Consider the following 25066-nt stretch of genomic DNA (forward strand, 5'->3'; position numbering starts at 1 on the left):
TTGTCGATTAGACAGTCGGGATGGCGCCGGCGGAACTGCCTGCGCCCTCTTCCATTTTAGACCCCATTAGCGGGGTCAACCATGACGAGGGCGGCCGGGCTTTAGATCTCGGTGGAATGGTGCGGCAGGAATTCTGGCGTGGCGACCCGGTTACGGCCGCTATTTTTGGCTTTATAGACCGCCAGATCGGCGATTTTCAGCAGGTTGTCCAGATTTTGTCCGGAACCGCCGATGCAGGTGACCATACCGATGCTGACGGTGATCTGTAAAGCAGCGCCTGCGGGCATGTTGATGGATTCAATTTCAACTCGGTGACGCAGACGTTCGGCCAGCGATAGCGCATCCTGCTGTTGCGCAATGGGTGCGACGATCGCAAATTCTTCACCCCCCATGCGGCCAAACAAATCGTTATCGCGCAGATCGCCAGTAATGGCGCGGGTAAAGGACAGCAGCGCCGCATCGCCGCCGGCGTGCCCAAAGCGGTCATTGATCGATTTAAAGTAGTCGATATCCAGCATCATGATGCAGATCCGCTCGCCCTTTTGGCTAACCAGCCGCGTTCCGCGCTGCATAAAAGCGCTGCGGGTCAATACATGGGTCAGAGCATCATGATTCGCCACGTGCTCAAGCCTTTGCAGCAGCGCATTGCGAGCAAAATTCATACTGGCCACGGCAATAGGTCCCAGCGCCAGTAACGCCACGCCAAGTCGCATCGACACCGTGTTTTGCAGCATTTTCATATCAAGGTTAGTGGTAATCAGGCCCAGATCTATCGCCAGGTGGCACCACAACACATAAACCAATACCGCGATCATTGTGCTGAACAGCGAGAACGACATCGCCAACCATAGCAGGATAGGCATCGGGAAAATCACCGCTCCGGGGCCACCAATCAGGATGCTACCGAAGCAGGCCAACAGCAGCAGAAGTAACACCGCGATTTTTCTGACGGTATTGGGCCACTGGCTGCGTAGGGCCACGGCCTGGAAAATGCTGCGCAAATAACCTTTCCAGTCCCGCGGAAAAGCCAGAATAAACGGCATCAGCGTGATGTAGTTGGTAAATTCCGAAGACAGCCACAACGCCAATGAAGGCAGATACTGGCGGCCAAACAGCAGCACCGAAGCCCCGGCACCAAGTAACGCCGTAGCTGTCGCGCTCGCCAGACAGATAGCGAACAGATAAATGCTCGATGAGGTGCGTTCCAGGGTTCTGACCTGCGGCGATAAACGCATAAACAGATAAAACCCGACCGCCACGCCGGCAATATTGGCACCATTGAGCAATATGGCTTTGCCCAGCGGGCTGCCGGTGATCAGATCCGCCGCCAAATAGCCTGACATCGCCATCAACCAGCCAACAGGACTGCCCATGGCCGGGTAGCGTACCAGCACGGCCAAAAGTACCGCATTGGTTGGCCAAAATAGCGCTAACAGACCGATGGGACGACTTTCAATACCCAAAATGCAGGTGCAGAACACCAGCAAAAAGACGATTAGCGCGAGGCGCAATTTAGTGGCGTCGGGTAACTCAGTGGTGTGCATCTTGCTTCCAGAAGCTTGCGAAGAATACGGATAAAATTCGACCTGCATGATGGCGGCCATTAGCCTGCTCACCCTGTCTGGCAATGCCTGTTTGGTGAACAGCCAGACTGACATTATTGCCAGTTTTCGCGGGTCTGGCATCCGTTTATTGAAAATATAAAAATAGTATTATGTTTCAAACCATAGCGGCAGACGTCCAGCGACTTCTCACTGCTTGAACTAGTAAGGAGACGCCCGCAGGCGAAACCTCTTGCAGATAAAAAGCGCCCTGCGGCGTTAACAGGGCGTCGGGATGTCTTATGTTGCAGAACTACGCCGGCAGCAGTCAGTGTTGAGGTTATTTCAACCGGAGCATCTTCCCGAGCAAAATATCGGTTGATTCGAGCATGTCCGTATCAATACCTGCGGAGGGCGTAAAGGTCAATTCGCCAAAAACCGGTTTGCCGTTGGCAATATAAAAATCGACACGGACAAACTCAAAGGGCGCAGATAATTTTCTGGCGTACTCGAATAGCTCGTCATATCCCGCGGGTTTAACAAAGGCATCTATCTCCTGCTGACTAAGCGCCAGGCAATCCTGGCTGTAGCAAAGAAACTTGAAGTCTTTGTCAAAAAAGTAATATTTCGGCATGCCGGTTTCTCTGCCAACACAAAGTAATGTGCAGTAAGGAACACCATGGAAACAGTATATTTTATAATCATCAGGGCCATGACCACTGGATGACTCTATAAATTTCTCACCTATTATCTTTTTATTGATTTGCTTATAGTTCAGCTCTGCATAGACCTTCCAGTAGTCCTCTTTCATCCAGTTATCAATGGTTTTAGCGGCCCTGGTAACGTCCAGCGACTTTTTATCCTGACAAATCAGGTTGTAACCTGAACCATGATTGCCCTTAATCACAAACTTATCAGGCAAGGAAGCCCAAGGGATCTCATCGACTGAATCGCAAACGAAGTAAAGCTCATTGAGAATTTCTTCACACTCTTTCGCCTTCAAATACTCCCTGACTGCGTATTTATCAGCACATTGCGTAACCAGTGCATTGTTGCTGTAATCGTTAAGTTTTAGATAGTTTATCTTTTCGTTCCAGGTCACAGGCGGGTTAAGATTTAACCTCTTCCCGAATGCTTTTTTATATATTAATTTGGTTTTAAAAGTCGGTGTGAATGTAGCCAATTGGTTCATGATAAATTTATTAATATTCTTTTTCATACAACCTGTCTCATAACTTGAACAAAGTATTAAAACGGCTCCTGAAAGGAACCAAAGGAGATTTGTTGCTATTGGCTGTTATTGCTCACTACGCCATTGAATCATCGCCGGGGCGGTACTCAGATCAAATTTATTCTCGCCCAGCACCCGATTGAGGATACGGGCCGATCGCCAGGCCACCAGACTGAGCTGAGGATCGGCAATCCCGTGGTGGTGCATGCTGGCATTGACGGCAAACAGAGCATTCTCATGCTCCCCCTCGCGCTCCAGAGTAAAATCAGAGGCAATACGATATTGCCCATCGGCATCGGTTAACATCCGGTCCGCCAGGGAGGCAAGAAAAGCCGGTTGAGCCTGTTCATAACCGGTAGCAAAGATAACCACATCGGCATCCAGGGTCTCGCGCCCCTGGTCAAGATGATGCTGCGTCTCCAACCGATAAAAATTATCCTGGGCATTAAGGGCCGTCACTGAGCGGCTGGGTAGCAGGCGTACCCAGCGTTTTTCTTGCAGAACATCGAAACGGTGATACATGGCGCGATAAATAGCTAAGAGAGACTCGCTGGTGATGCCATCGGAGGTCATTTTTTGTTCACGCAGCATCTGCTGTTTGGCGGTGTTGCTGAGCGTGTAGAAGTCGTCGACATAATCGGGCGTAAAATACTCGTTAGCAAATGCCGCTTCATCAAGAGCGTTGTAGTTGTTACGCCGGGAGATCCAACTCAGTTGCTCTGGCTGGCCCCACTCGCCCTGAAAAATATTAAGGAACAGATCGGCTCCGCTTTGACCCCCGCCCACAATGGCCACGCGTTTCCCGCTAAGGTTTGGCTGGCGAAACATCATTTCGCTGGCGTGAAAACATTGAGCATTTTGTTCGGTCACGCAGTCCGGCAGTTTGACTTTCTTGCCAATGCCCACGCAGACATGTTTAGCGTAAAACACCTGATTCTGGGTGGTGACAACATACTGCCGCTGTTGGCTATCAAACTCCACGCGCTGAACGTCCTGGTTGAAAACCAGCGAATCCAGCCCCGTGGCAGCCCAGTTGAGATAATCGGCAAACTCTTCACGTGACACCGTGCGTTGTTCCGTTGTCAGGAAACGGTAGAATTTTTTCCTTTTCACCAGATAGTTGAGGAAGCTAAAAGGGTTGGTTGGCGAGACGGCGGTCACCAAATCCTTCAAAAAACTGGTCTGCATACTGCATTCCGCCAGGATCATGCCTGGATGCCAGGAAAACTGCGATTTGCGCTCGAGGAATTTGCAATTAAAACCTTCGATTTCGCTGCCAAGGGCAGCAATACTGAGGTTGGACGGACCGATGCCAATACCGATAAAGTCCAAACACGGGTTCATTAGTGTGCTCCTGAGTGAATAAATAGACTGGCCGAGAAATTTATCCGGTTGTAAAAAGAACAATTAAATAATAATCACAACATGATATTATTATTGCCATCCTGACAATTGAAGACAAATTAACCCTGCGCCATTAGTGTTATCGCGGAGTCATGAAAAAGGTGTGCTTTTGGAAAGAATTTCGAGGAAATGAAATTCAATGGGACAACAGAGGAATTCATAACATATCCCTATGTTAGTTTGCATATTCCACATGGCATCATCCTTAATTAGACACAGCCTGTTCAGAGTAGCGCTAAAGTTGCACGTTGACATGTGAAAAAAAATAACATTAGGGCTAACACATGAGTTGTTAATGTGAAATTAAAAGTGAAATCGTAAAAAATCATAAAATTTCACCTTGGTTTAGGCCGTGTTTCGGCTGGGGAACAGCCAGTGAAATGCTCCCCCTAAAAAGAAAAATGGATTAAATATCAACAAATTGATTGGTTTTATGGCTGCAAAGGGAGGAATCAAACAAAAGTCTGTAAGGTTTCTGGTGATTTAAGTCATCCCATACGCCTTAACGTGGGTCAAACGGTATTTTGCCATTCTTCTGGGAAGTCATTGACTGGGAAAGTTAGCGATTTAAAATAACTTCCCCATAGGAATTAATTTAGGGCCTGGCTCAATCTATTGCCGTATTTCCCCTATTGATAGATTCGTGCCTCATAAGGACGAAGTATTTGTCGTTCCCCCTGGTGGGAATAATTACTCAACAACAATGATCTTTTTGCCAATGGCAAGAGTTGAGAGTCAATTTGTTGTGTTTCACCACTCAGGTTGCACAATACCCACCCTTGCCGTTGATCCAGGCTACGGCTGTAGGCGTAAATATGGGGATGCGCCGCCAGTTGTAATTGGTAGCGGCCATAGACCCACATCGGATCCTGCTTGCGTAGGCGGATCAAGGCCCGGTAAAAACTCAGCACCGAATCCGGCTCGTTACGCTGACGCGCCACGTTAATCTGTTCAAAGTTGGCATTCAATGCGAACCACGGCGTAACGGTACTGAAGCCAGCATGAGGCCCGTTGTCCCACTGCATTGGGGTTCGTGAATTATCGCGCCCACTACGACCGAGAAACGCCAGGATCTGAGCTTCATCCATGCCCTGCTCCTGCAGTTTGGCAAAGCGGTTTCTGGCGGCAATATCGTTAAAATCCGCCAGACTCGTGAAGCGGGTATTGGTCATCCCCAGTTCCTGGCCCTGATAAATAAACGGTGTTCCCTGCATCAGGAAATACATGGCGGCGATGGCGGTAGCACTTTCACGCCAATACTGCCTGTCGTCACCCCATTTAGAAACCACGCGCGGAATATCATGATTTTCGACGTACAACGCGTTCCAGCCTTTCCCTTCCAGCAATGTCTGCCAGCGGGTAAAGATCTCTTTCAGACCCATCACATCGAGTCCAGCGTCCGGTGACTGCTGATGGCTGGTTTCCCACAGTTTGACGTGTTCAAACTGGAAGATCATATTCAGACGGTCGTGCTGTTCCCCCACCCAGTCCTCGCCCTGCTGTGCCGAGGCCCCGTTCATTTCGCCCACCGTCATGATGTCGTAGCGGTTAAATACCTGCTCGCACAGGTCATCGACATAGTCCAGCAGGCCGTCGTAGTTAAGATGCCGTTCGAACGACGGCACATAACGCAGTCCCTGCGGGTTGGGCATATCGGTCAGCCCCGGCTGTTTTTTCATATGGCAGATAGCGTCGATGCGGAAGCCGTCAATGCCCTTGTCCAGCCACCAGCGCATCATGTCATACAGCGCCGCACGCACCTGTGGGTTTTCCCAGTTCAGATCCGGTTGACGTTCAGAGAACAGGTGCAGAAAGTATTGTTCGCTGCCGGGGTCATATTTCCAGGCGGAACCGTTGAAGATGCTTTCCCAGTTGTTGGGTTCCGCGCCGTTTTTGCCGTCTCGCCAGATATACCAGTCGCGTTTGGCACTCGATTGAGATGACCGGGATTCAATAAACCATGGATGCTCATCCGAAGTGTGGTTGACCACCAAATCCAGTATCAAACGCATGCCGCGGGCATGCACTTCGGCCAACAAACGGTCAAAGTCCGCCATGGTGCCGAACTCCGTCATAATGGCCTGATAATCACTGATATCGTAACCATTGTCGTCGTTCGGCGAGCGATACATCGGGCAGATCCAAATCACGTCAATGCCCAGCCACTGCAAATAGTCCAGCTTGTCGGTGATGCCATTCAGATCGCCAATACCATCGCCGTTAGAATCCATAAAGCTGCGCGGATAGATCTGATAAACCACCGCCTGTTTCCACCAACGCACGGTTTGCCCACTGCTCATGTCCCGACTTCCTTTAATTGATTAATGCGCCTGTTCCGACGCCAGAATGCGCTGGAATGCCTGGCCCTGAGAGTCAAACAAATAACAGCACTCCACCGGCAGACGCACACCCACCGTATCACCGGCCTGAATGGTCGAACGCTCGGGATTACGCAGTACCCAGGGCTCGCAAGCGTTGCCATTATCCAGATAGAGATAGGTTTCATTGCCCATGTGCTCAACGAACATCACTTCTCCCTGAAACTCGCACTGGGCCAGTTCACCGCCGCGAATATGCTCCGGCCGAATGCCGACGTTAACGCTCTGGCCTTCCGCTCCGGCTGGCGTGGCGATCGGCAGTACCAGCGCCTTACCGTTGTCCAGTTCCACCACGCTTTGGCGTTCACCGGCACGCCGTAAAATTGCCGGGATCAGGTTCATTTTTGGCGAACCGATGAACTGCGCGACAAATTCATTGGCCGGCTGGTCATACAGTTCCAGCGGCGTCCCCACCTGTTCAACCTGCCCCTGATTGAGCACCACAATGCGGTCGGCCAGCGTCATGGCTTCCACCTGATCGTGGGTGACATAAATAATGGTCGACTTCAGCCGCTTATGCAGCGATGCCACCTCCATACGCATCTGCACCCGCAACGACGCGTCGAGGTTGGAAAGTGGTTCATCGAACAGAAACAGCTTGGGTTCGCGCACGATGGCGCGGCCAATCGCCACCCGTTGCCGCTGACCACCGGAAAGATCCTTCGGCCGACGTTCCAGCAATGGCTCAAGCTGCAAGATACGCGCACTCTCACGCACCCGATTGTCGATTTCCGCCGCCGAATGCCCCGCCAACTCCAGCGCAAACGCCATGTTTTTATACACGCTCATGTGCGGGTAAAGTGCGTAAGACTGAAACACCATGCCGATGCCACGTTCGGCGGGCGTATCGTCATTGACATAGTTGCCATCGATATACATGCCACCGCTGCTGATCTCCTCCAGCCCGGCAATCATCCGCAACAGGGTAGATTTGCCACAGCCGGAAGGCCCGACGATCACCACAAACTCTCCGCTATTGATCTGCAGATCCAGCGATTTGATCACCTCGGCGTTCGCCCCGTAGCGTTTTTGCAGTTTTTCCAGCGTTAATTGCGCCATATTCCTCCCGTTCTCACACCCAATTGGCATTTGGCGGGACGCCGACCAGCGCCCCGCCATCCGGCTTATTTAAGGTAATCGAGCCACGGCCCCTGGCGCGAAATCATCACGTCCACCAGTTCGGGGATCGCCCGGCACTTGTCGTTGACCGAATCGACCAACAGCGCCTGGATCACCAGGTCACGCGAGCCTTCAATGACCGCGTCGGCGGTCAGATCGTGAATGGCAATCTGATTGCTGAGCAAGCCACCGATGCCGGCCGGCATATTGACCTTGATGCCATGCACGCCCTTGCGATCGATAATGGCCGGCACCTCAACCGCAATAAATTCCGGTAATTGTTTGATAAACCCCAGGTTAGGGATATTGACCGCCGACTCTTCATAGCCGGAATCGGTCAGGATCCCTTCCATGATCGGCACCACGCGCTCCTTCAGCTTCAATTCTATTTTCGGCTGCACATGGCCGAGGTAATTGCGATAGAAGGTGTAGAAATCGAGGATGCCGCGATGATCGCTGACCTCACTGGCCCAGCGGATGTATTCGCCAAAATGACTGTCGCCGGTGATCGGCAAGTGGTGGAATTTTTCCAGAATTTCTTTAAACAGCGTGCGGTCGGCCCAGGGATAGGCACTGTCTTTGCCGCCCAGCGCATCGCGCTCGGTGCTGCCCTCGGTCTGTACCAGTTTGCCGTGGGTACGGGTGTAAGCCAGAATGTCGCTGTAGCCCGGCAGGCGGGAAAAATAATCCGGTGCCTTGGCACGCACATCGGCATAAGCGTCTTTACCGCTGTCTTTGTAGCTGGCTTCCAGCAGTACGCTAAAGTGGTTAAGCCCGGCGGCCCGCAGGTTGAGGTTTTCAAACGAAGTGCCGAGCATTTCCGGCAGATAGCGCTCCAGCGAGGCAATTTCGTGGCACATGCCGACAAAATTGAGCTGCGGGAAGCGACGATGCACGGTGGTGCAAATGCGGCTCATCGGGTTGGAATAGTTAAATATCCAGGCATTTGGGCAGATGTCGGCGACGTCGGCGCAGATGTCGAGGATCGGCGGAATAATCCGCAGCGAGTGGAACAGCCCGCCGGGGCCACCGTTTTCGCCATACACCTGCCCAATGCCGTATTGCTGCGGGATTTGCCAGTCCAGATCCCACAGCGCAAAGCGGTCGCCCACCTCAATGGAGATAATCACAAACTCCGCCCCGCGCAGCGCGGTTTTACGATCGGTGGTGGCACTGACGGTAAAGGGTAAATCTTCCGCCGCCAAAAATTCCCTGGCGGTTTTCTCGGTCACCGCCAGAGCGGCCGGGTTGATGTCATGCAGCACAATTTCGCTGCCGTACAACGTTTTGCTCTGGAAGATATCCCCCAGCGTGCCGTAGCCGAATTGCGCGCTGCCCGCACCCACTAAAACGATTTTTGTAGCCATTGGTTTGCTCCTGCTTAGGGTTAATCGAAAATCAGCCTTTTACTGCGCCGTTGGTTAATCCGCTGACGATACGGCGCTGGAAAATCAGAACCAGTGCGATGATCGGCAGTGTGACGATGACCGAGGCCGCCATGATGGCGCCCCAGGGAAGTTCGAACTGAGAGGCGCCCTGCAGCATGCCAATCGCTACCGGCACGGTGCGTTTGCCGCTGGAGATGACAAAGGTCAGCGCGAACATGAATTCATTCCAGGCACCAATAAATGCCAGCAGCCCGGTAGTCACCAGCGACGGGCCCATAATCGGCGCAAAAATACGGCTGATGATGGTCCAGGTACCGGCACCGTCGACGATCGCCGCCTCCTCCAGTTCCGCCGGGATCGCCTTCATAAAGGTGGTCAGCACCCAGACGGTAAACGGCAGTGAAAAGGTGGTATAGGACAGCACCAGCGCGCCCAGAGAGTCATACAGCCCCATAAAGCGCACCAGTTCGAACATGCCGGACAGCACTGCCACCTGCGGAAACATCGACACGCAAAGAATGGTGAACAGCAGATACTTGCGGCCGCGAAAACGGATACGCGCCAGGGCGAATGCGGCGGTAATTGATACCAGCAAGCAGATGCCCACCGTTAACGTCGCCACGGCGATGGAATTGAGCAGGCTGCGGGCGATGCCGTTTTCCAGCAAAGCCGTCAGGTAATTGCCCCAGTGCAGGTTGCTCGGCAGATAGGCGACCTGGAACAAATCCTGCCCCGAACGCAATGAGGTGATCAGCGCGTAATAGAATGGAAACAGGCAGATCAGGCTGGCCAACGCGGCGGCGGCAAATATCAGCGCCTTGTGGCCGTACTTTTGCTGTTGGCGACTCAGTTTCATGCGCGTTTCTCCTTATCATTCAGGCGACCCAGCGTGAGGAAACAGGCGGCGATACCTGCCACCATCATAAACACCAGCACCGAAGCGGCCGAGCCAGAGCCCATCTCCTGATAGCTGACCATGCGGTCGCGGGCATAACCGGATACCGACACCGTGGCCTCGCTATTCGAGGTCAGCACATAAATCAGATCAAACACCCGCAACGCATCCATCACCCGGAAAATCAGCGCAACAATCATCGCCGGCATAATCAACGGCAAGGTAATACGGCGAAAGCGCTGCCAGGCGTTGGCACCATCGACCCGCGCGGCCTCATACAAATCGCCAGGGATCAGTTGCAGCGCAGCCAGCAACATCAAGGCCATAAATGGCGTGGTTTTCCAGACGTCGGCAATCACCACTGCCCACATCGACAGCCCCGGCTCTGCCACCCAGGCCAACGGCGTGGCGATGATGCCGCTTTTGAGCAGCAGGTCGTTGACCACTCCATACTGGTCATGAAACATCCAGCCCCACATTTTGGCGGAAACAATGGTCGGGATAGCCCAGGGCACCAGAATGGCGGTGCGGACCAGCCCCTGCCCACGGAATTTCTGATTCATCAGCAACGCCAGCAGCATGCCAAACACCAGCTCCAGCGAGACGGATAACAGGCTAAAGCGCAGCGTATTGCCCACCGCCAGCCACCACAGCGGATCCGCCAGCACGCCGTAATGGTGGCCGTCCGTAGTCAGGTCAAGGTAGTTGGCGAAGCCAACAAAGCGATAGTCGTCCGGCGCGTCCAGCATGGCGTCGGTGAAGCTGTAAAACAGGGTGCGCAGCAGTGGCCAACCCGCCACCGCCGCCAGCAACAGCATGGCCGGTGCCACCAGCAGCCAGGCGATACGGCTGCGACGCTGTTGGTGATTAAGCTTGCTGCGCCTGACCGACCGCGCTTGGGCAGGGGCTGGCGTGGCCGTCAGGGATAAAGCGTGAGTATCGCGTTTCATGCATCAGACTCCGGCGGTTAATGGATAGTTACCCTGCTTTCAACGCCATCCTCTGGCTTTAATCCGTTCCAGTCTTTGCTGTAGATCCGCCACTGCCGTGACACCGTCACTATCACCGCGCAGCACGTTAAAGGTGGCGTTGTAGATAGCCCGAGAGACCTGCGCATACTGCCTTTTGGTTTGGGTTGCCGGGCGCGGCATCGCCTGGGCGAAAATGCCCTTGAAGTCCGCCAGATAAGGCGCCTGTGCCAGTACCTGCGGATCGTCGTATAGCGCCGTGCGGGAAGGTGCCTGGCCCAGCAGCGCCAGCGCCCTTTTTTGCGATTCGGCATCGCTGACGATTTTCAGCAGCGCGATCGCCGCCTGAGGGTTTTTGGTATAACCGTTGATCGCCCACTGCCAACCGCCCAATGCACTGACTGAACGGCCATCGGCGCCTTTCGGCAGCGGCATCACGCCCACCTTGCCGCGGATCGCACTGCTGTTGTCCTGTGCCAGCACATAGGCGTATGGCCAGTTGCGCATAAACATGGCATCACCGTTCTGGAATACCGCCCGCGACTCCTCCTCCATGTAGCCAAGCGTTCCCCTGGGGGTAATCTTGCCGATCCAGCCGGCGGCCATATCCAGCGCCTGCGCCGCCTGTGAGTTGTTGATGGTGATATTGCCCTCGGCGTTGATAAAACTGCCGCCGTTCTGTGAAGCCACCCATTCAAGTGCGTTGCAGGTCAGTCCTTCATAAGATTTCCCCTGGAACACCAGTCCCCAGAAGTTCTTATGACCGGCGGCACGTTCACCCTGCTGAATGCGGGTGGCGATGCGGGTCAGATCGGCCCAGGTTACCGGCGGCTGTTCGCCGTATTTTTCCAGCAGATCCTTACGGTAGTAGAGCGCGCCGCTGTCCAGATAGGCCGGTACCGCTTTAACCCGGCCGTTGACCACGTTGTTTTGCCAGGCGGCAGGGAAAAAATCCGGTTGGATGTCGTTCACGCTGTCAGTCAAATCCAGCAGGTGCTTGTTCAGTACGCCGATCCACACGGTATCGGCCTGGAACAGATCGATGGCGCTGGCGTCTTTGGCCGCAAACAGTTGCTGGAACAGCGACAGTTTTTCATCAGAAGCAGGAGGCAGATCGATAAACTCCAGGCTATGGCCAGTCTGGGCCTCGAAGCGCTGCTTGATCTCATTGCAGTACTGACGCCCCTCTTTGCTGGGTGCGCACTGCATGCGCAGCGTGTCGGCCTGCGCCTGACCCGCTGACAACGCCAGTGCGGCAGCAACCATACTCGGTATCAATCTTCTCATTGCATCCTCTGGGGTGGCGGCTGGGAATACCGGCATGGGAGCAAGCTATCGAAGGCGGGTCATTGGCGGAAATCGTTTTTCATCGCTACGATATAGAAACTTTCTATACCACCAGTGGAAAATATGATCGTGGACAAAATTCTGCGGCAGTTTATCGAAGTAGCGATGTTCAAAAATGTGAGTCATGCAGCAAACAAGCTTTGCCTGAGCCAGCCAACGCTGACCCACAACATGAAGAAACTGGAAGAAAATCTGGGGGTGCAACTGCTTGAGCGTACCTCAACCGGAGTGAAAACCACCGAATACGGTGACCTGCTGCTGGAGCAGGCACAGATGATGCAGCGAATTTACGACAATACACTGATCAAACTGGCATTTATCAAGGCGCGTCAGGAGCAGAGCTTGCGCATGGGCACCGGTCATGCCTGGTGGTATATGTTTGTGCGCGACAGTTTCAACGCCTACCGCAAGCTGCACCCGTCGGTGAATATCCATATCGATTTGGGTAACCATCTTCGCCTGATGGATTTACTGTTGGGCGGCGATATCGATTTGTTTATCGGTCATGAAATTCAGGGGTTGAACCCCAAGGCAGGCATCAGTTTTCTGCCGCTGTTCGGCACCAGCGACACCATGTTCGTACGAAGCGGGCATCCATTACTGGGCCAACCGGTAGCGCCGGACGCATTACTGGACTATCCCTGTGTCGAACTGACGCCGGATGAAAGCCGTTATCATCATATGGTGGAGGACATGCAGCCGAAAAAGCTGGCGCGCAACCGCCTGCACCTGGCAGAACGGGTGATCTGTTCGACTAACTCGATGATGTCGGCAGTGGATATGATCAACGATTCCGACGCGGTGCTGCTGGCCTATCCTGCCTGCATGGCGGGCTATTTTGCCGATTACGGGATCGAGCCACTGCAACTGACTCAGCCAGGCCAACGCTGTACCGTCGGCATTTATCTGATGCGCGAAAAAGCGGATGCCCCTCACCTGGTGCAGATGCAAAGGTTAATGCAGCAGCACCTGGAACCGATCCGCCCTCTGTTGTAATTGTCATCCAGTCGATAACGCATCATTGGGCGGCCCCGGTACCTTTCTGGGCATATACTTAACAGAGTGTTCAGGATGGAGGTAACTGCGATGAAAACAATGATCCCTGTGCTGTTGATGCTGATGCTTTCCGGCTGTATGGGCAGAGGCGGCCCACAGGATGTCCCGCCACCGCCCGTACATAACGATCCACAAACCTGTAATAACACGTCCGCCAGTGCCAACAGCGATTGCTCGCAGTCCGTGGTACCGGCGATGCACTGAGTTTGCTCTGCACCTCAGTGTCGTTAATTTATGCACTTCCGTGAACGCCCCCTCTCCTGTGGGAGAGGGCCGGGGTGAGGGCATATGCATGTTCCCCCTCACCCTAATCCTCTCCCAAGGGAGAGGGTATTATTACGAAGACTGCTCTTCGTCGTTGGCCAGGTTTTTCGCCTGCTGTTTCATAAACACCACTTCCTGCGGGCTGGACATATTGACCCGCTCCGCGCGCAGCAGTTTGAGGATATTGAACAGCAGTTCACTTTTGGTGGCACCCACCATGCGTGGGCTGGCTACATAACCGGTCACGCTAAGAATAATGCCGTCCGGGCCAAGCTGACTAAAACGAACATAAGGCGCGGGCGTTTCCTGAATGGCTTCATACTCCTGGTAAGCACTCAGCAAGATATTACGTACCTGCTCTGGATCGATATCCGTCGGGAAGGTCAGCGCGATGGTCACCACGCCCTGCGCATTGCCCATGGTGGCATTACGCACGTTTTGCGAAATTAGCTGCGAGTTGGGTACGATCATGGTCGAACGGTCACTGAGTTGGATCTCGGTGGCGCGCACGTTAATACGACGCACATCCCCTTCTACACCGCCAATACCGATCATATCGCCCACTTTTACCGGCCGTTCGGTCAGCAGGATCAGGCCGGAAATGAAGTTCTTCACTATCTCCTGCAGACCAAAACCGATACCCACCGACAACGCACTGACGATCCACGCCAGATTGTTCCACTGGATGCCCAGCGCCGCCAGGGTGATCAGGATCAGCAGCACGTAACCCACATTGCTGAACAGCGTGACCAGTGATGCACGAATACCGATGTCTGAAATGGTTTTCGGCAACAGTTCCTGACTCAGCCAGCGCTGGGTCACCCGCAGAATATAGATACCGATCGCCAGACAAATAACCGCGTTAATCAGGTTGCCCGGCACAATATTCAGCCGTTGCAGCCCTTCGCCGCTCAGAATGGCAATGATCTTGTCCAGCAACGAGTTGGGCGTGGTGGTGCCGAACGAGCCGTTAAACAGCGAGACAATCATTAATAACAGCAGAGAACACTTGGCAATGGCGGTGAAGATAATCGCCATTTGCTCCAGATGACGGTCTTTGAAGTTGAAGGACTTTTTAAGCATCTTGCCGCTGGCGGTCTGCGAAGAAAATATCGCACCGCACAGATCGGTGGCGAACATCAGCAGAAAATAAAACGCCATCAGTACCAGAGCGACCCAGATCACCTGATAGGTCAGGAAGCGGGCGAAGGCGATATACCCCACCAACAGTGAAAACAGGATTATCACCGAACACACCAGGGTGCTCATGTGCAGCAAGCCACTGAGAGTAGAGCGCTTCTCTACGTGCTCACCCTGCTGCTCCAGTTGGCGGCGAATGCGCTGGGAACGCAGCGGCATCGCCAACAGCACCATACCGATTAATCCGGCAACCAGGCCGTTGCCGAAAATGGTGGTGCCCAGACTGGCACTCACCACATTGTTGATAAGCTCAATTGAGCCAAATGCCAAGGCTAACCCGGCCAGCAGCGGCGAGAAATAGCGTAAACCGGCGGCCACCGCGTCATCCATGGCACCCAGACGCCATGACGGACGGTTAAGAGACAGCGTCGCCCGGCCCAGACCGGCAATCAGTGCGCAGAAGATCCCCAACCGATAAAAGCCTTCGGCAAAATCTTCCAGCATCCCCGGCAACGGCTGCACGCGGGTAAAAGTGAGATACAGCAGATTCAGCGCAATACTGGTAGTGATAACCGTAACGGTGACGGTCATTATCGCCATAAAGCTGCGGCGTAAACGGCCATCCGGCAGAAAACGAATACTCACCCAGGCCAGAAAACGCTCGGAAAAATAACGCCCCCATGACCAGATAATCACCGCCAATACCAAAAAAGTGAGGGTGCCGTAGCGCCACTCTTCCTGCCAGCTGGTGTCCCAGGCCTGTTTCATGGCCGTATTGAACTCGTCCAAGCGCTGCATGTCACTGGCGGCAGGTTGCACCACCGGCGACCAAAACTTGCTGCCCAGCACGCTACCGGTATTCAATGCCAATTGGGTTTTGAACGCCACCCGACGCAAATCACTGATTTGCTGGCCCAGATCAATCGCACCGGCCCGCATGGCCTGGGCGCGTTTCACCGCATCATCCAGTTGTTTTTTACTGTTATTCAATGTATTACGCTGCTGCACCACGGCGGCGGTTTCGGCCATCGAACCGGCGGCCGGCTGTGGGCCTAACACATCAAGTTGCCCCTGCAGTTTCTCCTGCGCCGGTTGTAGATCGGTTGCCAGTTTATCCAACCCGGCGGCCAGATCGTCGGTAGCCAGCTTCAGCTTGCTGAGTTGGTTATCGTTGTCGGCCTTGGAGACCTGCTGTTTGATACTGTCCAACTGCTTTTGGTAGTTCTTCAGCGCAACCGCAGGGTCTACCGGGGCTTCAACAACAGGAACATCATCATCCTGTGCGGCGACGCTGGTCAGCGGCGCCAACTGCAAGCCAAGCAGCAGGAACAGGAAAAGAATAATTTGACGGGGCTTTAACATAAATTCGGTGCTCAGCATTTGCATGATAGACAGACGAAACAAGCGGGCCGGTATTTACCGTCCCGCAAGGTTGTAACAAACACCCGAAAAGCGTGGTTTTCGGATGTTTGGGGTAAATTCAGAAGACATAATCCTTTGTTTTTACTGGCCCTCAGTCCGAGGGTTTTAACCATAGAGGACTTTGTCAGCGTCTAACGGGCCAGTATTCACCGACCCGTTTGGCTAATCATAAACTGTGATTATGATAACTGCTTAATCTGCGCTTAAATATCAGTATTACTCCCATTCAGCACGATTATCCGCACCGCCGCCCCTGTCTGCATAATCCCGCCAGATTTTTCCGCTTACGGCACTGATAACTAGAGTAATTCACAGTGGCGTAAGCGGCCAAAGCGCCCTATACTCAGCTCACTCATTAACCAACGAAATAAAAGGAGGATTACTATGCCGATGTGTGAATTGTTTTTTTACTCACACTTCTATAGTAATCGCTGCTGCTCAAGCATTACCGGTATCGTGCTGCGATAACCCAGGCTTGAGCGAAGCTGATTAAAATCTGAAGTTCCTTCCCTCCGGCTTACCGGGTTGTCGTCAGCGATGTTTGACGATAGGCATCTGCATGCCTGTAACTCTTGAGTAAGCAATGACCACATTACTATCTGCACAATCTGTCGGTTACGACAATAATTTCGGCCCTCTGCTGGTTGAGGTTTCCTTCAGCCTGAAGAAAGGTGACCGCATCGGTTTAATCGGCCACAACGGCTGTGGCAAAAGCACCCTGCTTAAAATCCTCAGCGGCGATCTGCCTGCCGGTACCGGCAGCGTCACCCCTTCCCACCAGTGTCTGATGGCGCGGGTAGAACAGCATCTGCCTGAAGCCCTGCACGACTGTACCCTGCTGGATGCGGTACTGGCCCGGCTGCCTGAAAATCAGCGCATCAGTGAAAGTTGGCAGGCTGAGGTTCTTCTGACCAGCCTGGGTTTTGCGCCACCGTCATGGACGCTGACCGCCGGTACCCTGAGTGGCGGCCAGCACACGCGTCTGCTGCTGGCACGAGCATTAATCCGCCAACCGGACTTGCTACTGCTCGATGAGCCCAGCAACCATCTGGATCTTCCTACTTTGCTGTGGCTGGAGCGGTTCCTGCAAAGCTGGTCCGGCAGCTTTGTGCTGGTGTCTCACGATCGCTATCTGCTGGATCAGGTCACTAACTGCACCTGGATTTTGCGCGACAAGACCCTGCAATTCTTCCGCTTACCCTGCACGGCTGCGCGCAAGGCGCTGGAGGAACAGGATGCGGCGGATGCCCATCGCCGTCAGGCGGAGCAAAAAGAGATCGACCGGGTGGCGAAAAGCGCCCATCGGCTGGCCATTTGGGGCAAGGTTTACGACAACGAAGATCTGGCCCGCAAGGCCAAGCAAATGGAGAAACGCGTTGACCGGCTGAAAGAGGAGCAAACCACGCTGAGCGCGGGCAGCCAATGGCGGCTCAGGCTGAAGGGAGAGGCGCTGGATGCCGATCGCCTGCTGGCCCTGCCACCAATGGAAGTTCGCCCGGCAATCGACGCGCCGGTGCTGTTTCGCCTCGACCCTTTGCGGGTCAAAAGCGGTGACCGCATCGCCATCGTCGGACGCAATGGCTGTGGGAAATCTTCTCTGCTACATCATCTGTGGCGTGAGTATCAGGATGCGACCCTGCGGGAAACGGTTTTCCATCCCCGGGTTCGCATCGGGTATTACGATCAAAGCCTGCAGCAACTGCACGATGATGACACGCTGAGTGAAGCATTAACCCACTTTGCGGCGTTGACCGAAGATCAGCGCAAGATGGCGTTGATTGGTGCCGGTTTCCCCTATCTGCGTCATCAACAACGCATCAGTACCCTGAGCGGTGGCGAGCGTTCACGCCTGCTGTTTGTCGGCCTGACGCTGGCCAACCATTCGCTGTTGTTGCTCGATGAACCCACCAACCATCTGGATATGGAAGGCAAGGAGGAGCTGGCGGAGACTTTGCGCCAGTTTGACGGCGCAGTCATATTGGTCACTCATGACCGAATGCTGATCGAAAATAGCTGCAACCGTTTCTGGTTGATTGACCATCAGCGGCTGGAAGAGTGGCAGGATCTGGAGCCGGTTTACGCCCGCCTGGCAGAAGAACGTGACACCGTCACTATGACTATCCCAAACCAGGATGCCGTCAATCATCTGTTGCAGCACGATGACGAGGAACGGTTGTTGGCGGCGCTGTTTGAACTGGAAAGCAAACTACAGGAGGATTTGGCGCGCAAGCCAAAACATCAAAAAACGCACTTGCAGCAACAATGGCGCAGTGAGATTTCCACCCTCACCGCACGACTGAATCTGGAGTAACCTTTACAGGCCGCCCGCGGGCGGCCTCAGACTACTGACAAAGCCCGTTATTAGGGAGAGCGTGCCGAAGGGGTCGTAGCGGCTTGCCCGCCGACCAATTTGCCGGGAGCAAATTGGAACGACTTCCAGTCGGCCCGTAGGGTGGGACACATGGATGTGTCCCATAATGGCCCCTCGGTGCGCTAGGCCCGGGTATCTCGGATTCAAAGACAACTTCTCAGGCCGCCCACGGGCGGCCTTTCCACAAGGCTCCGCTGCCGGACTCAGACGACCGATTTGGGCTTTATCGGTTCCACATGCCCTACCGCCCGCGAGATGCTCGGGTAAAGCGCACGTAACTGGCGCTCTATGCTGTCTACCGCCGCATGCGCCGACGCAATGGAAGCCGCCGGGGAAACCCGACAATGGAAATTGACGATAATGCCGCCAGCGGTTTTACGTGCGCGGATGTTATGAACGTCCTGCACCATATCGCCTTTTTCCACCGCGGTTTCCAATATCTGGCGAATGCTCGCCAGTTGCTCCGGCGCTACATCTTCGCTGGCGATCCAGTGATTCGTCTGGGGTTCCAGATGAGTTTCGATCTCCGTATCTTCACCAATCGCCTGCCGTAACAGCGTTTCAATCTCACTGGCAATTTCATGCGCCTGCGCCACGTTGGCACTGGCCGGCACGGCCAGATCCATGCTGATCGACATGCGTTCCGGCAGTTGCTGCAACGCCAGATTTTGCACTACCGCGCCGTGGTTGGCGGCGATCACCCGGATGCGCGTCGCCATGTCTTCATCACTGCGGGTTTGTGGATTAGCTATAACCGTGGCTTCGGCATGAGCATATTGTTGCTCCAGCCGTTCGGCAATTGATTGCTTCAACGCGTTGATGCGTTCCAGCGGTAAAGTGCGACAGACAGCGACGGTAACCTCAATAAACAAGATGGCGCCGGCGTTGCGAATGCGAATATTTTCCGTGGCCAGTATCGCCGGGAAGGACTCCAGCAAAGCACCGATCTCCTCCTTGGCACCGGCCGGTGCCGTGTCCATCAGCGAATCAAACGAACGCTTACCCAATTTCACCGCTGCCACTACGATAAAACAAGCGACGATCAGCGCGGCGATGGCATCTGCGCGGGTGAAGCCCAGCATCACAAAGACCATACCTAACAGCACCACGGCGGAGGCAAGCATATCGGAGAAGAAATGCAGTGCGTCGGCTTCCAGCGCCGCACTGTCGGTAGCCTTCGCCACGCGATTGAGCGCCCTGACGCGGAAAAAGTCGACCACAATCGAGATCAACAGCACGGCAATCACCACCGGAGCCGCGACAATTTCATGGGCCTCCCCCAACAGGCTTTTGCCGGCCTCATAAACAATCCACCCCGCCGCGCCCAACAGCAGCAGCACTTCAAACAACGCCGCCAGGTTTTCGACTTTGCCATGACCAAAATGGTGATCATCATCAGCCGGTTTGTCGCTGATACGCACCGCCAGCCAGGTAATGCTGGTGGCGATAAAATCGGTGAAAGAGTGGATCCCTTCGGAAATAAGACCAATACTGCCGGTAAAAATACCGGCAATAAATTTACCGGTTGCCAATAGCCCACTGGCTATCATGGAATTTCTGGCAACGGATTGTTTTTCATTTTGCATATTACGGCTCACATTCAAATGGGCAATTCATTTTTTTATTTTAGTAGAGCATTGCCAGACAAAGGCAACCAGCAGCATAGTACCCGAGAATGTCAGTATTAAACTAGACAGGAATTCTGATTTTCCGGTTGAATAAAAATAAATCTCATTCACACCAACAGAGATCATCAAAATGGCATAAAGTAAGCCAAGAATAAGAAGGATCATGGTGGTTATACTCCCAAAGCCCCCATTGGGCGGTCAGAGTTTAATCGCATCCTCCCCGTAGTAAATAAAACCTTCAGGGAGGATGCATCCAGGCGGATCTTTAGCGTTCATTAATCATCCCATTTAGTGCTCATATAGGCGGCTAACAGGCCCAGTGAGCTGATAATGCTCAGGAATCCTACAAAAATTGTCATATTTCCCATTATCTTGTCCTCGGTTAACTATTATCGATAGATGCCCCTTTAATTAAAAATCGGGGATTGTCATTACTCATGAGTATTTACGTTCCTCCTTTTCAGTGAGATAAAATACCCGCCCCGGCTACGACACGGAGCGGATGTCGGTTTAAATCCCCAGAATATACTGGGCGATTTTGAAGTAAATAATCAGGCCGGTGCCATCAATAAAGGTGGCGATAAAGGGCGCCGACACCACCGCCGGGTCAATCCCCAGCCGCTTGAGCAGCATTGGGATAATCGAGGAGACAATGGCGCTCCAGACGGTGATCGCCACCAGCGACAGGCTGACCACCATCGTTACGTCCATGCCCACACCCATGATCCAGGCGCGCGCCCAGGCGGCTATACCAATGGTGGCAGCTATCAGCAGCGAAGTAGACACCTCTTTGCGGATCACTGCACCCAGGTTACGCAAGCTTACTTCGCCAAGCGCCATGGCACGAACCAGAGTGGAGGTGATTTGGGTGCCGCTGTTACCGCCGGTACCAATCAGTAACGGGATGAAGAACGCCAGCGCAATCGCTGCTTCCAACTGTTCTTCAAATGCCTTGAGCACATTCCCGGTATAGGCTTCCGCGACAAACAACATCAGTAACCAAACCGAACGCTTGCGCCATAACGCCCAGGGGCTGGTTTCCAGATAAGGTTTATCCAGCGGCAGGCTGGCGCCCTGGCGCTGCGCATCTTCGGTGTTTTCGTCTTCAATCAGTCGGGCAATTTCTTTTTCACCCAACACGCCCACCAGGGTTTTATTGACCACCACCGGCACCACGTCCAGTCCGCCCTTACCCAATAAATGCGCGACATCATTACGATCGTCATCGGGTGAAACCTGAAAATAGCTGTGGTTGATCATGACCCCAACGGCTTTATCGCTATCTTCACATTGCAGTAATTTTTTAACCGAAAGTGTACCGCGCAAATGATAATCGTCGGCGGTAACAAACAGTTGAGTCGGAATTTCGTCGGTTTTAAGTTGCGAAAGAAAATATTCCTTTGCCTTATTGACCGTCATATTACCTGGGATGGTAATGAAATCGGCGTTCATATAGCCCGCCACCGAAGACTCATCAAGAGTTTCAGTTGTGGCCAGCGCCGGGGATAGTGTGTTGTGATGTGACTTCATTATGTTAGTCCCTATTTCTGTTTGAACTTCAACAGCGAATCGCATAGGGGCGTTAACCACAGAGGGAGTGCAGAAAGCCTATCTCCGCGTCCAGGTTTTAGCACTATACAACGTATCTGATGTATTCATCAGAAGTTACCTTGGGCTGAACCTTAATCCGATAAAGCCTGTCTTAACCTTGGGCATCTCTCGATGTCGTCAGATCAGTAACCTGTGTTTGTATAGGAGCCTCGCCAAACGAGATACTGCATATAAACTACGGGGGCAGTATAGGCGCGTTTTTTATTTTCGGGTAAAAATCTCGCTGACCGTTTATGAAACATTTAGAAAAAAAGATTAACAGCGGACCAGATTCATCCCAATCCGCATTATTAAATCGTCAATGCGCAATGATATACACATTTTTATCGTACAGCGGCCCCTGCCGGGTAAAGTCGATGCCCTTTACATAGGGTTTGACCAGCGTAGCGTTGGCTTCGTAATAAACCGGAGCCACCGGGGTATCTTTCGTCAGCAGATCTTCGGCCTGTTGGAAATACTGTTGTACCTGCTGCGGTGTCTGGGCCGCAGTGGCCTGATGCAATAAGCGATCGTAATTTTGATTGGCGTATTTGGCCGAGTTCTCACTGCTGGTGGAGCGGAAAACGTTCAGGAAAGTCGAGGGATCGTTGTAGTCCGCCAGCCAGCGGCTGAAAGCCACGCTGTACTGACCGTTATTGATATTGTCCAGCACCACCTTGCGCTCCTGATTCTGCAGGCTGACGTCCACACCCAGGTTCTTTTTCCACATGGCGCTGGCGGCGATCACAATCTTCTTAATGGTCGCGTCATTGCTGTACAGCAGGGTAAAGCGTAAAGGACGTTCCACCGTAAACCCGGCCTCGGCCAGCAGTTTTTTCGCCTGCGTGATGCGTTGTTCTTGTGACCATCCCGCCGCCTCACCGGCCTGCAGTTTAAAGCCACCGGCACCGGTTGGGGTAAAAGTCCAGGCCGGTTGCTGACCGTAGCCCAGCACTTTAGTGGCAATAACCGTTTTATCCAGCGCCAGATTTAATGCCTGACGCACCCGCACATCGTTAAACGGGGCCTGGCGGTTGTTAAAGGCAAAGTAACTGGTCGACAACAGCGGGTAAGTGATTAATTGCTCATCACCCAGGCTATTTTTTAACTGTTGGTACAGTTCCGGTGGCGCACTGTAACCCAGCTCAATCTCTCCGGCCCGGAAGCGCGCCACCTCCGGGAACCCCTGCAGCGGCAGGAAAGTCACTTTGTTAAGCACCGTATGGGCGTTATCCCAATACTGGGTATTGCGCACCACCACCACCTTTTCATTGACCACCCACTGCGCCAGTCGGAATGGCCCATTACCGACAAAGTTCTGCGGCTGCGTCCAGTTTTTACCGTACTTCTCCACCACTTTCGGGTTGACCGGCAGCACCGGGAAATGGACCAACTGTTTGAGCAGATAAGAGTTAGGCTCGGCCAAGGTCACCTGTAGGGTATGTGCATCCAGCGCTTTCACGCCCAGTTCTGTCGGTGGTTTACTGCCGGCATTAATTTCCGCCGCATTTAGCACGTAGGCGGATGCCAGATAACTGCCGTAGGGAGAAGCGGTTTTTGGGTCAGTCAGGCGTCTCCAGCTAAAGACAAAGTCCCCGGCAGTCACCGGATCGCCGTTGGACCACCTGGCGTCCGGGCGCAGATGGAAGGTCCAGACATTGCCCTGATGCTCCCATTTTGTCGCCAACGCGGGGATTACTTCGCCATTTTTACCCACCCGCAATAACCCTTCAAACAGGTCATTGAAGATATAAAACTCTACGTTGCTTTCCGCCAGATTCGGATCCAGCGTTGCAGGCTCATAGCCATTGGCCCGTACCAGCTCCTGCGTCGCCGCCAGTGACGTTCCTGCCGGTACCTCGGCGGCGTTAACCACTACTCCCGCCTGAAAAGACAAGATGATTAGACCAGCCAATCCTTTAAGTTTGAATGAATACTTCACGTCGATATCCCTTGTTGGTGTTTTGTCGACGTATATATACATTGAAGCAGTTGAATAACTTAAATGATTAAACGCTATGACTCATAACCAAAACAGCACTCGTCAAACAACGTGAATTTCTTTCATATTCAATAAAATAGCCGTCCACCATGCCTGGATAACATTCTAAAAGCTTAATTTTTCCTTAAGACGAGATAATTATTGAGCTAAAACTAAAAATAAATTAATACGAATCGTTTTCACTATCATTATTAATGTTCTTATATACAATCAGGGCTCCCAACGTCCGTTTGGCATAATTAGCATTTCCTCTCTGCACTCTCTAAATAAGGATGACTGTATGAAGCTGCGTTTCACTTCTCTCGGCCCGATTGCCCTGTTGGCATCGTCCATGATGCTGGCCTTCTCGGCTAATGCGGCATCCCAGGATGAAGGCATTGTTGTTTATAACGCCCAACACGAAAACCTGGTGAAGTCCTGGGTGGACGGTTTTACCAAAGACACCGGCATTAAAGTGACCCTGCGTAACGGCGGCGACAGCGAGTTGGGCAACCAACTGGTGCAAGAAGGCAGCGCATCCCCTGCCGACGTGTTTTTAACGGAAAATTCCCCGTCGATGGTACTGGTGGATAACGCCAAGCTGTTCGCCCCGCTGGATGCCGCGACGCTGGCCCAGGTTGAACCTCAATACCGTCCGCAACACGGCCGTTGGATTGGCATTGCCGCCCGCTCAACGGTGTTCGTCTATAACCCGGCGAAACTGACCGAGGCACAGTTGCCCAAGTCACTGCTGGATCTGGCCAAGCCAGAATGGAAAGGCCGCTGGGCCGCCTCGCCTTCAGGGGCTGATTTCCAGGCCATTGTCAGCGCACTGCTGGAGCTGAAAGGCGAAAAAGCCACGCTGGAATGGCTGAAGGCGATGAAAACCAACTTCACCGCTTATAAAGGCAACAGTACCGTCATGAAAGCGGTCAATGCCGGCCAAATCGACAGCGGCGTGATCTACCATTATTATCCGTTCGTCGACGGCGCCAAAACCGGCGAGAACAGTAAAAATATCAAACTGTATTACTTCAAACATCAGGATCCGGGCGCTTTCGTCAGCATCTCCGGTGGTGGCGTGCTGGCTTCCAGCAAACACCAAAAACAGGCGCAAGAATTCGTTAAGTGGATCACTGGTAAAAACGGCCAGGAGATCCTGCGTACCAATAACGCCTTCGAATATGCCGTTGGCGTCAACGCGGCTTCTAATCCGAAACTGGTACCGCTGAAAGAACTGGATGCGCCAAAAGTTGACGCCTCTGCATTGAACGGTAAAAAAGTGGTCGAACTGATGACTCAAGCCGGGCTGATGTAAGCCAGTTGATTAGTACAGAGAGTTT

The 25066-nt window shown here is 53.3% G+C and carries 19 protein-coding genes and 1 riboswitch; of the genes, 4 read left to right on the forward strand and 15 right to left on the reverse strand.

Annotation, left to right across the window (positions count from 1 at the left end; all coding sequences use genetic code 11):
- Positions 1 to 101: 101 nt before the first annotated feature.
- The 9 genes from SERS4_RS0113555 to SERS4_RS0113600 all read right to left on the reverse strand — a co-directional run bounded on the left by SERS4_RS0113555 (position 102) and on the right by SERS4_RS0113600 (position 12211).
- Positions 102 to 1544: a diguanylate cyclase gene (locus SERS4_RS0113555; protein ID WP_026142385.1), complete on the reverse strand. Its 1443-nt coding sequence runs from the start codon at positions 1542 to 1544 to the stop codon at positions 102 to 104.
- Positions 1545 to 1881: 337 nt separating this feature from the next.
- Positions 1882 to 2760 carry an ATP-grasp fold amidoligase family protein gene (locus tag SERS4_RS0113565; RefSeq protein WP_017892919.1) on the reverse strand — a complete coding sequence of 293 codons (879 nt, stop codon included), beginning with the start codon at positions 2758 to 2760 and terminating at the stop codon, positions 1882 to 1884.
- 78 nt (positions 2761 to 2838) lie between these two features.
- Positions 2839 to 4116: a lysine N(6)-hydroxylase/L-ornithine N(5)-oxygenase family protein gene (locus SERS4_RS0113570; RefSeq protein WP_012145248.1), complete on the reverse strand. Its 1278-nt coding sequence runs from the start codon at positions 4114 to 4116 to the stop codon at positions 2839 to 2841.
- A 689-nt stretch (positions 4117 to 4805) separates the two neighbouring features.
- Positions 4806 to 6476 (reverse strand): alpha-glucosidase, encoded by a 1671-nt coding sequence (locus tag SERS4_RS0113575; protein WP_017892920.1) that lies wholly within the window; start codon positions 6474 to 6476, stop codon positions 4806 to 4808.
- A gap of 21 nt (positions 6477 to 6497) precedes the next feature.
- Positions 6498 to 7613 carry an ABC transporter ATP-binding protein gene (locus tag SERS4_RS0113580; protein WP_017892921.1) on the reverse strand — a complete coding sequence of 372 codons (1116 nt, stop codon included), beginning with the start codon at positions 7611 to 7613 and terminating at the stop codon, positions 6498 to 6500.
- Positions 7614 to 7678: 65 nt separating this feature from the next.
- A complete protein-coding gene (locus SERS4_RS0113585; RefSeq protein WP_012145251.1) occupies positions 7679 to 9040 on the reverse strand; it encodes an alpha-glucosidase in 1362 nt (453 codons plus the stop codon).
- 31 nt (positions 9041 to 9071) lie between these two features.
- Positions 9072 to 9917, reverse strand: a complete 846-nt coding sequence (locus tag SERS4_RS0113590; RefSeq protein ID WP_012145252.1) for a carbohydrate ABC transporter permease — start codon at positions 9915 to 9917, stop codon at positions 9072 to 9074.
- On the reverse strand, positions 9914 to 10906 hold the full coding sequence (locus SERS4_RS0113595) for a carbohydrate ABC transporter permease (RefSeq protein WP_017892922.1): 993 nt from the start codon (positions 10904 to 10906) through the stop codon (positions 9914 to 9916). Before SERS4_RS0113595 ends, SERS4_RS0113590 begins: the two co-directional genes overlap by 4 nt.
- Positions 10907 to 10945: 39 nt before the next feature.
- Positions 10946 to 12211, reverse strand: coding sequence for an ABC transporter substrate-binding protein (locus SERS4_RS0113600; protein WP_026142386.1), 1266 nt, complete (start codon positions 12209 to 12211; stop codon positions 10946 to 10948).
- A gap of 123 nt (positions 12212 to 12334) precedes the next feature.
- On the opposite strand from SERS4_RS0113600, the gene SERS4_RS0113605 reads away from it, so the two are divergent.
- Together SERS4_RS0113605 and SERS4_RS27165 are read left to right on the forward strand one after the other, a co-directional pair.
- On the forward strand, positions 12335 to 13267 hold the full coding sequence (locus tag SERS4_RS0113605; RefSeq protein ID WP_017892924.1) for a LysR family transcriptional regulator: 933 nt from the start codon (positions 12335 to 12337) through the stop codon (positions 13265 to 13267).
- 90 nt (positions 13268 to 13357) lie between these two features.
- The gene (locus SERS4_RS27165) at positions 13358 to 13531 is read left to right on the forward strand and encodes a hypothetical protein (protein WP_017892925.1); all 174 of its coding nucleotides are present in this window, start codon (positions 13358 to 13360) and stop codon (positions 13529 to 13531) included.
- 132 nt (positions 13532 to 13663) lie between these two features.
- On the opposite strand, the gene SERS4_RS0113615 is transcribed toward SERS4_RS27165, so the two are convergent.
- Positions 13664 to 16093, reverse strand: coding sequence for a DUF3772 domain-containing protein (locus SERS4_RS0113615; RefSeq protein ID WP_026142387.1), 2430 nt, complete (start codon positions 16091 to 16093; stop codon positions 13664 to 13666).
- 643 nt (positions 16094 to 16736) lie between these two features.
- Here SERS4_RS0113615 and SERS4_RS0113620 point away from each other — a divergent pair.
- Complete coding sequence (locus SERS4_RS0113620) at positions 16737 to 18464, forward strand: ABC-F family ATP-binding cassette domain-containing protein (RefSeq protein ID WP_017892927.1); 1728 nt, start codon at positions 16737 to 16739, stop codon at positions 18462 to 18464.
- Between the two features lie 263 nt (positions 18465 to 18727).
- Here SERS4_RS0113620 and SERS4_RS0113625 read toward each other — a convergent pair whose 3' ends face one another.
- From SERS4_RS0113625 to SERS4_RS0113635, 5 genes are all read right to left on the reverse strand, one after another.
- On the reverse strand, positions 18728 to 20110 hold the full coding sequence (locus SERS4_RS0113625; protein ID WP_026142388.1) for a cation diffusion facilitator family transporter: 1383 nt from the start codon (positions 20108 to 20110) through the stop codon (positions 18728 to 18730).
- Between the two features lie 27 nt (positions 20111 to 20137).
- A complete protein-coding gene (locus tag SERS4_RS27445) occupies positions 20138 to 20317 on the reverse strand; it encodes a hypothetical protein (protein ID WP_071593016.1) in 180 nt (59 codons plus the stop codon).
- A 110-nt stretch (positions 20318 to 20427) separates the two neighbouring features.
- Positions 20428 to 20520, reverse strand: a complete 93-nt coding sequence (gene mgtS, locus SERS4_RS27000) for a protein MgtS (protein WP_013813036.1) — start codon at positions 20518 to 20520, stop codon at positions 20428 to 20430.
- 142 nt (positions 20521 to 20662) lie between these two features.
- Positions 20663 to 21682 carry a magnesium transporter gene (locus SERS4_RS0113630; protein ID WP_172641814.1) on the reverse strand — a complete coding sequence of 340 codons (1020 nt, stop codon included), beginning with the start codon at positions 21680 to 21682 and terminating at the stop codon, positions 20663 to 20665.
- A 75-nt stretch (positions 21683 to 21757) separates the two neighbouring features.
- Positions 21758 to 21931: riboswitch (M-box (ykoK) riboswitch) on the reverse strand.
- A 130-nt stretch (positions 21932 to 22061) separates the two neighbouring features.
- Positions 22062 to 23726 carry an ABC transporter substrate-binding protein gene (locus SERS4_RS0113635; RefSeq protein WP_026142390.1) on the reverse strand — a complete coding sequence of 555 codons (1665 nt, stop codon included), beginning with the start codon at positions 23724 to 23726 and terminating at the stop codon, positions 22062 to 22064.
- A 298-nt stretch (positions 23727 to 24024) separates the two neighbouring features.
- Between SERS4_RS0113635 and SERS4_RS0113640 the strand changes: the two genes are divergently transcribed.
- Positions 24025 to 25041 carry an iron ABC transporter substrate-binding protein gene (locus SERS4_RS0113640; protein WP_012145262.1) on the forward strand — a complete coding sequence of 339 codons (1017 nt, stop codon included), beginning with the start codon at positions 24025 to 24027 and terminating at the stop codon, positions 25039 to 25041.
- Positions 25042 to 25066: the final 25 nt, after the last annotated feature.

Source organism: Serratia sp. S4 (assembly GCF_000347995.1).
Classification (GTDB): domain Bacteria; phylum Pseudomonadota; class Gammaproteobacteria; order Enterobacterales; family Enterobacteriaceae; genus Serratia; species Serratia quinivorans.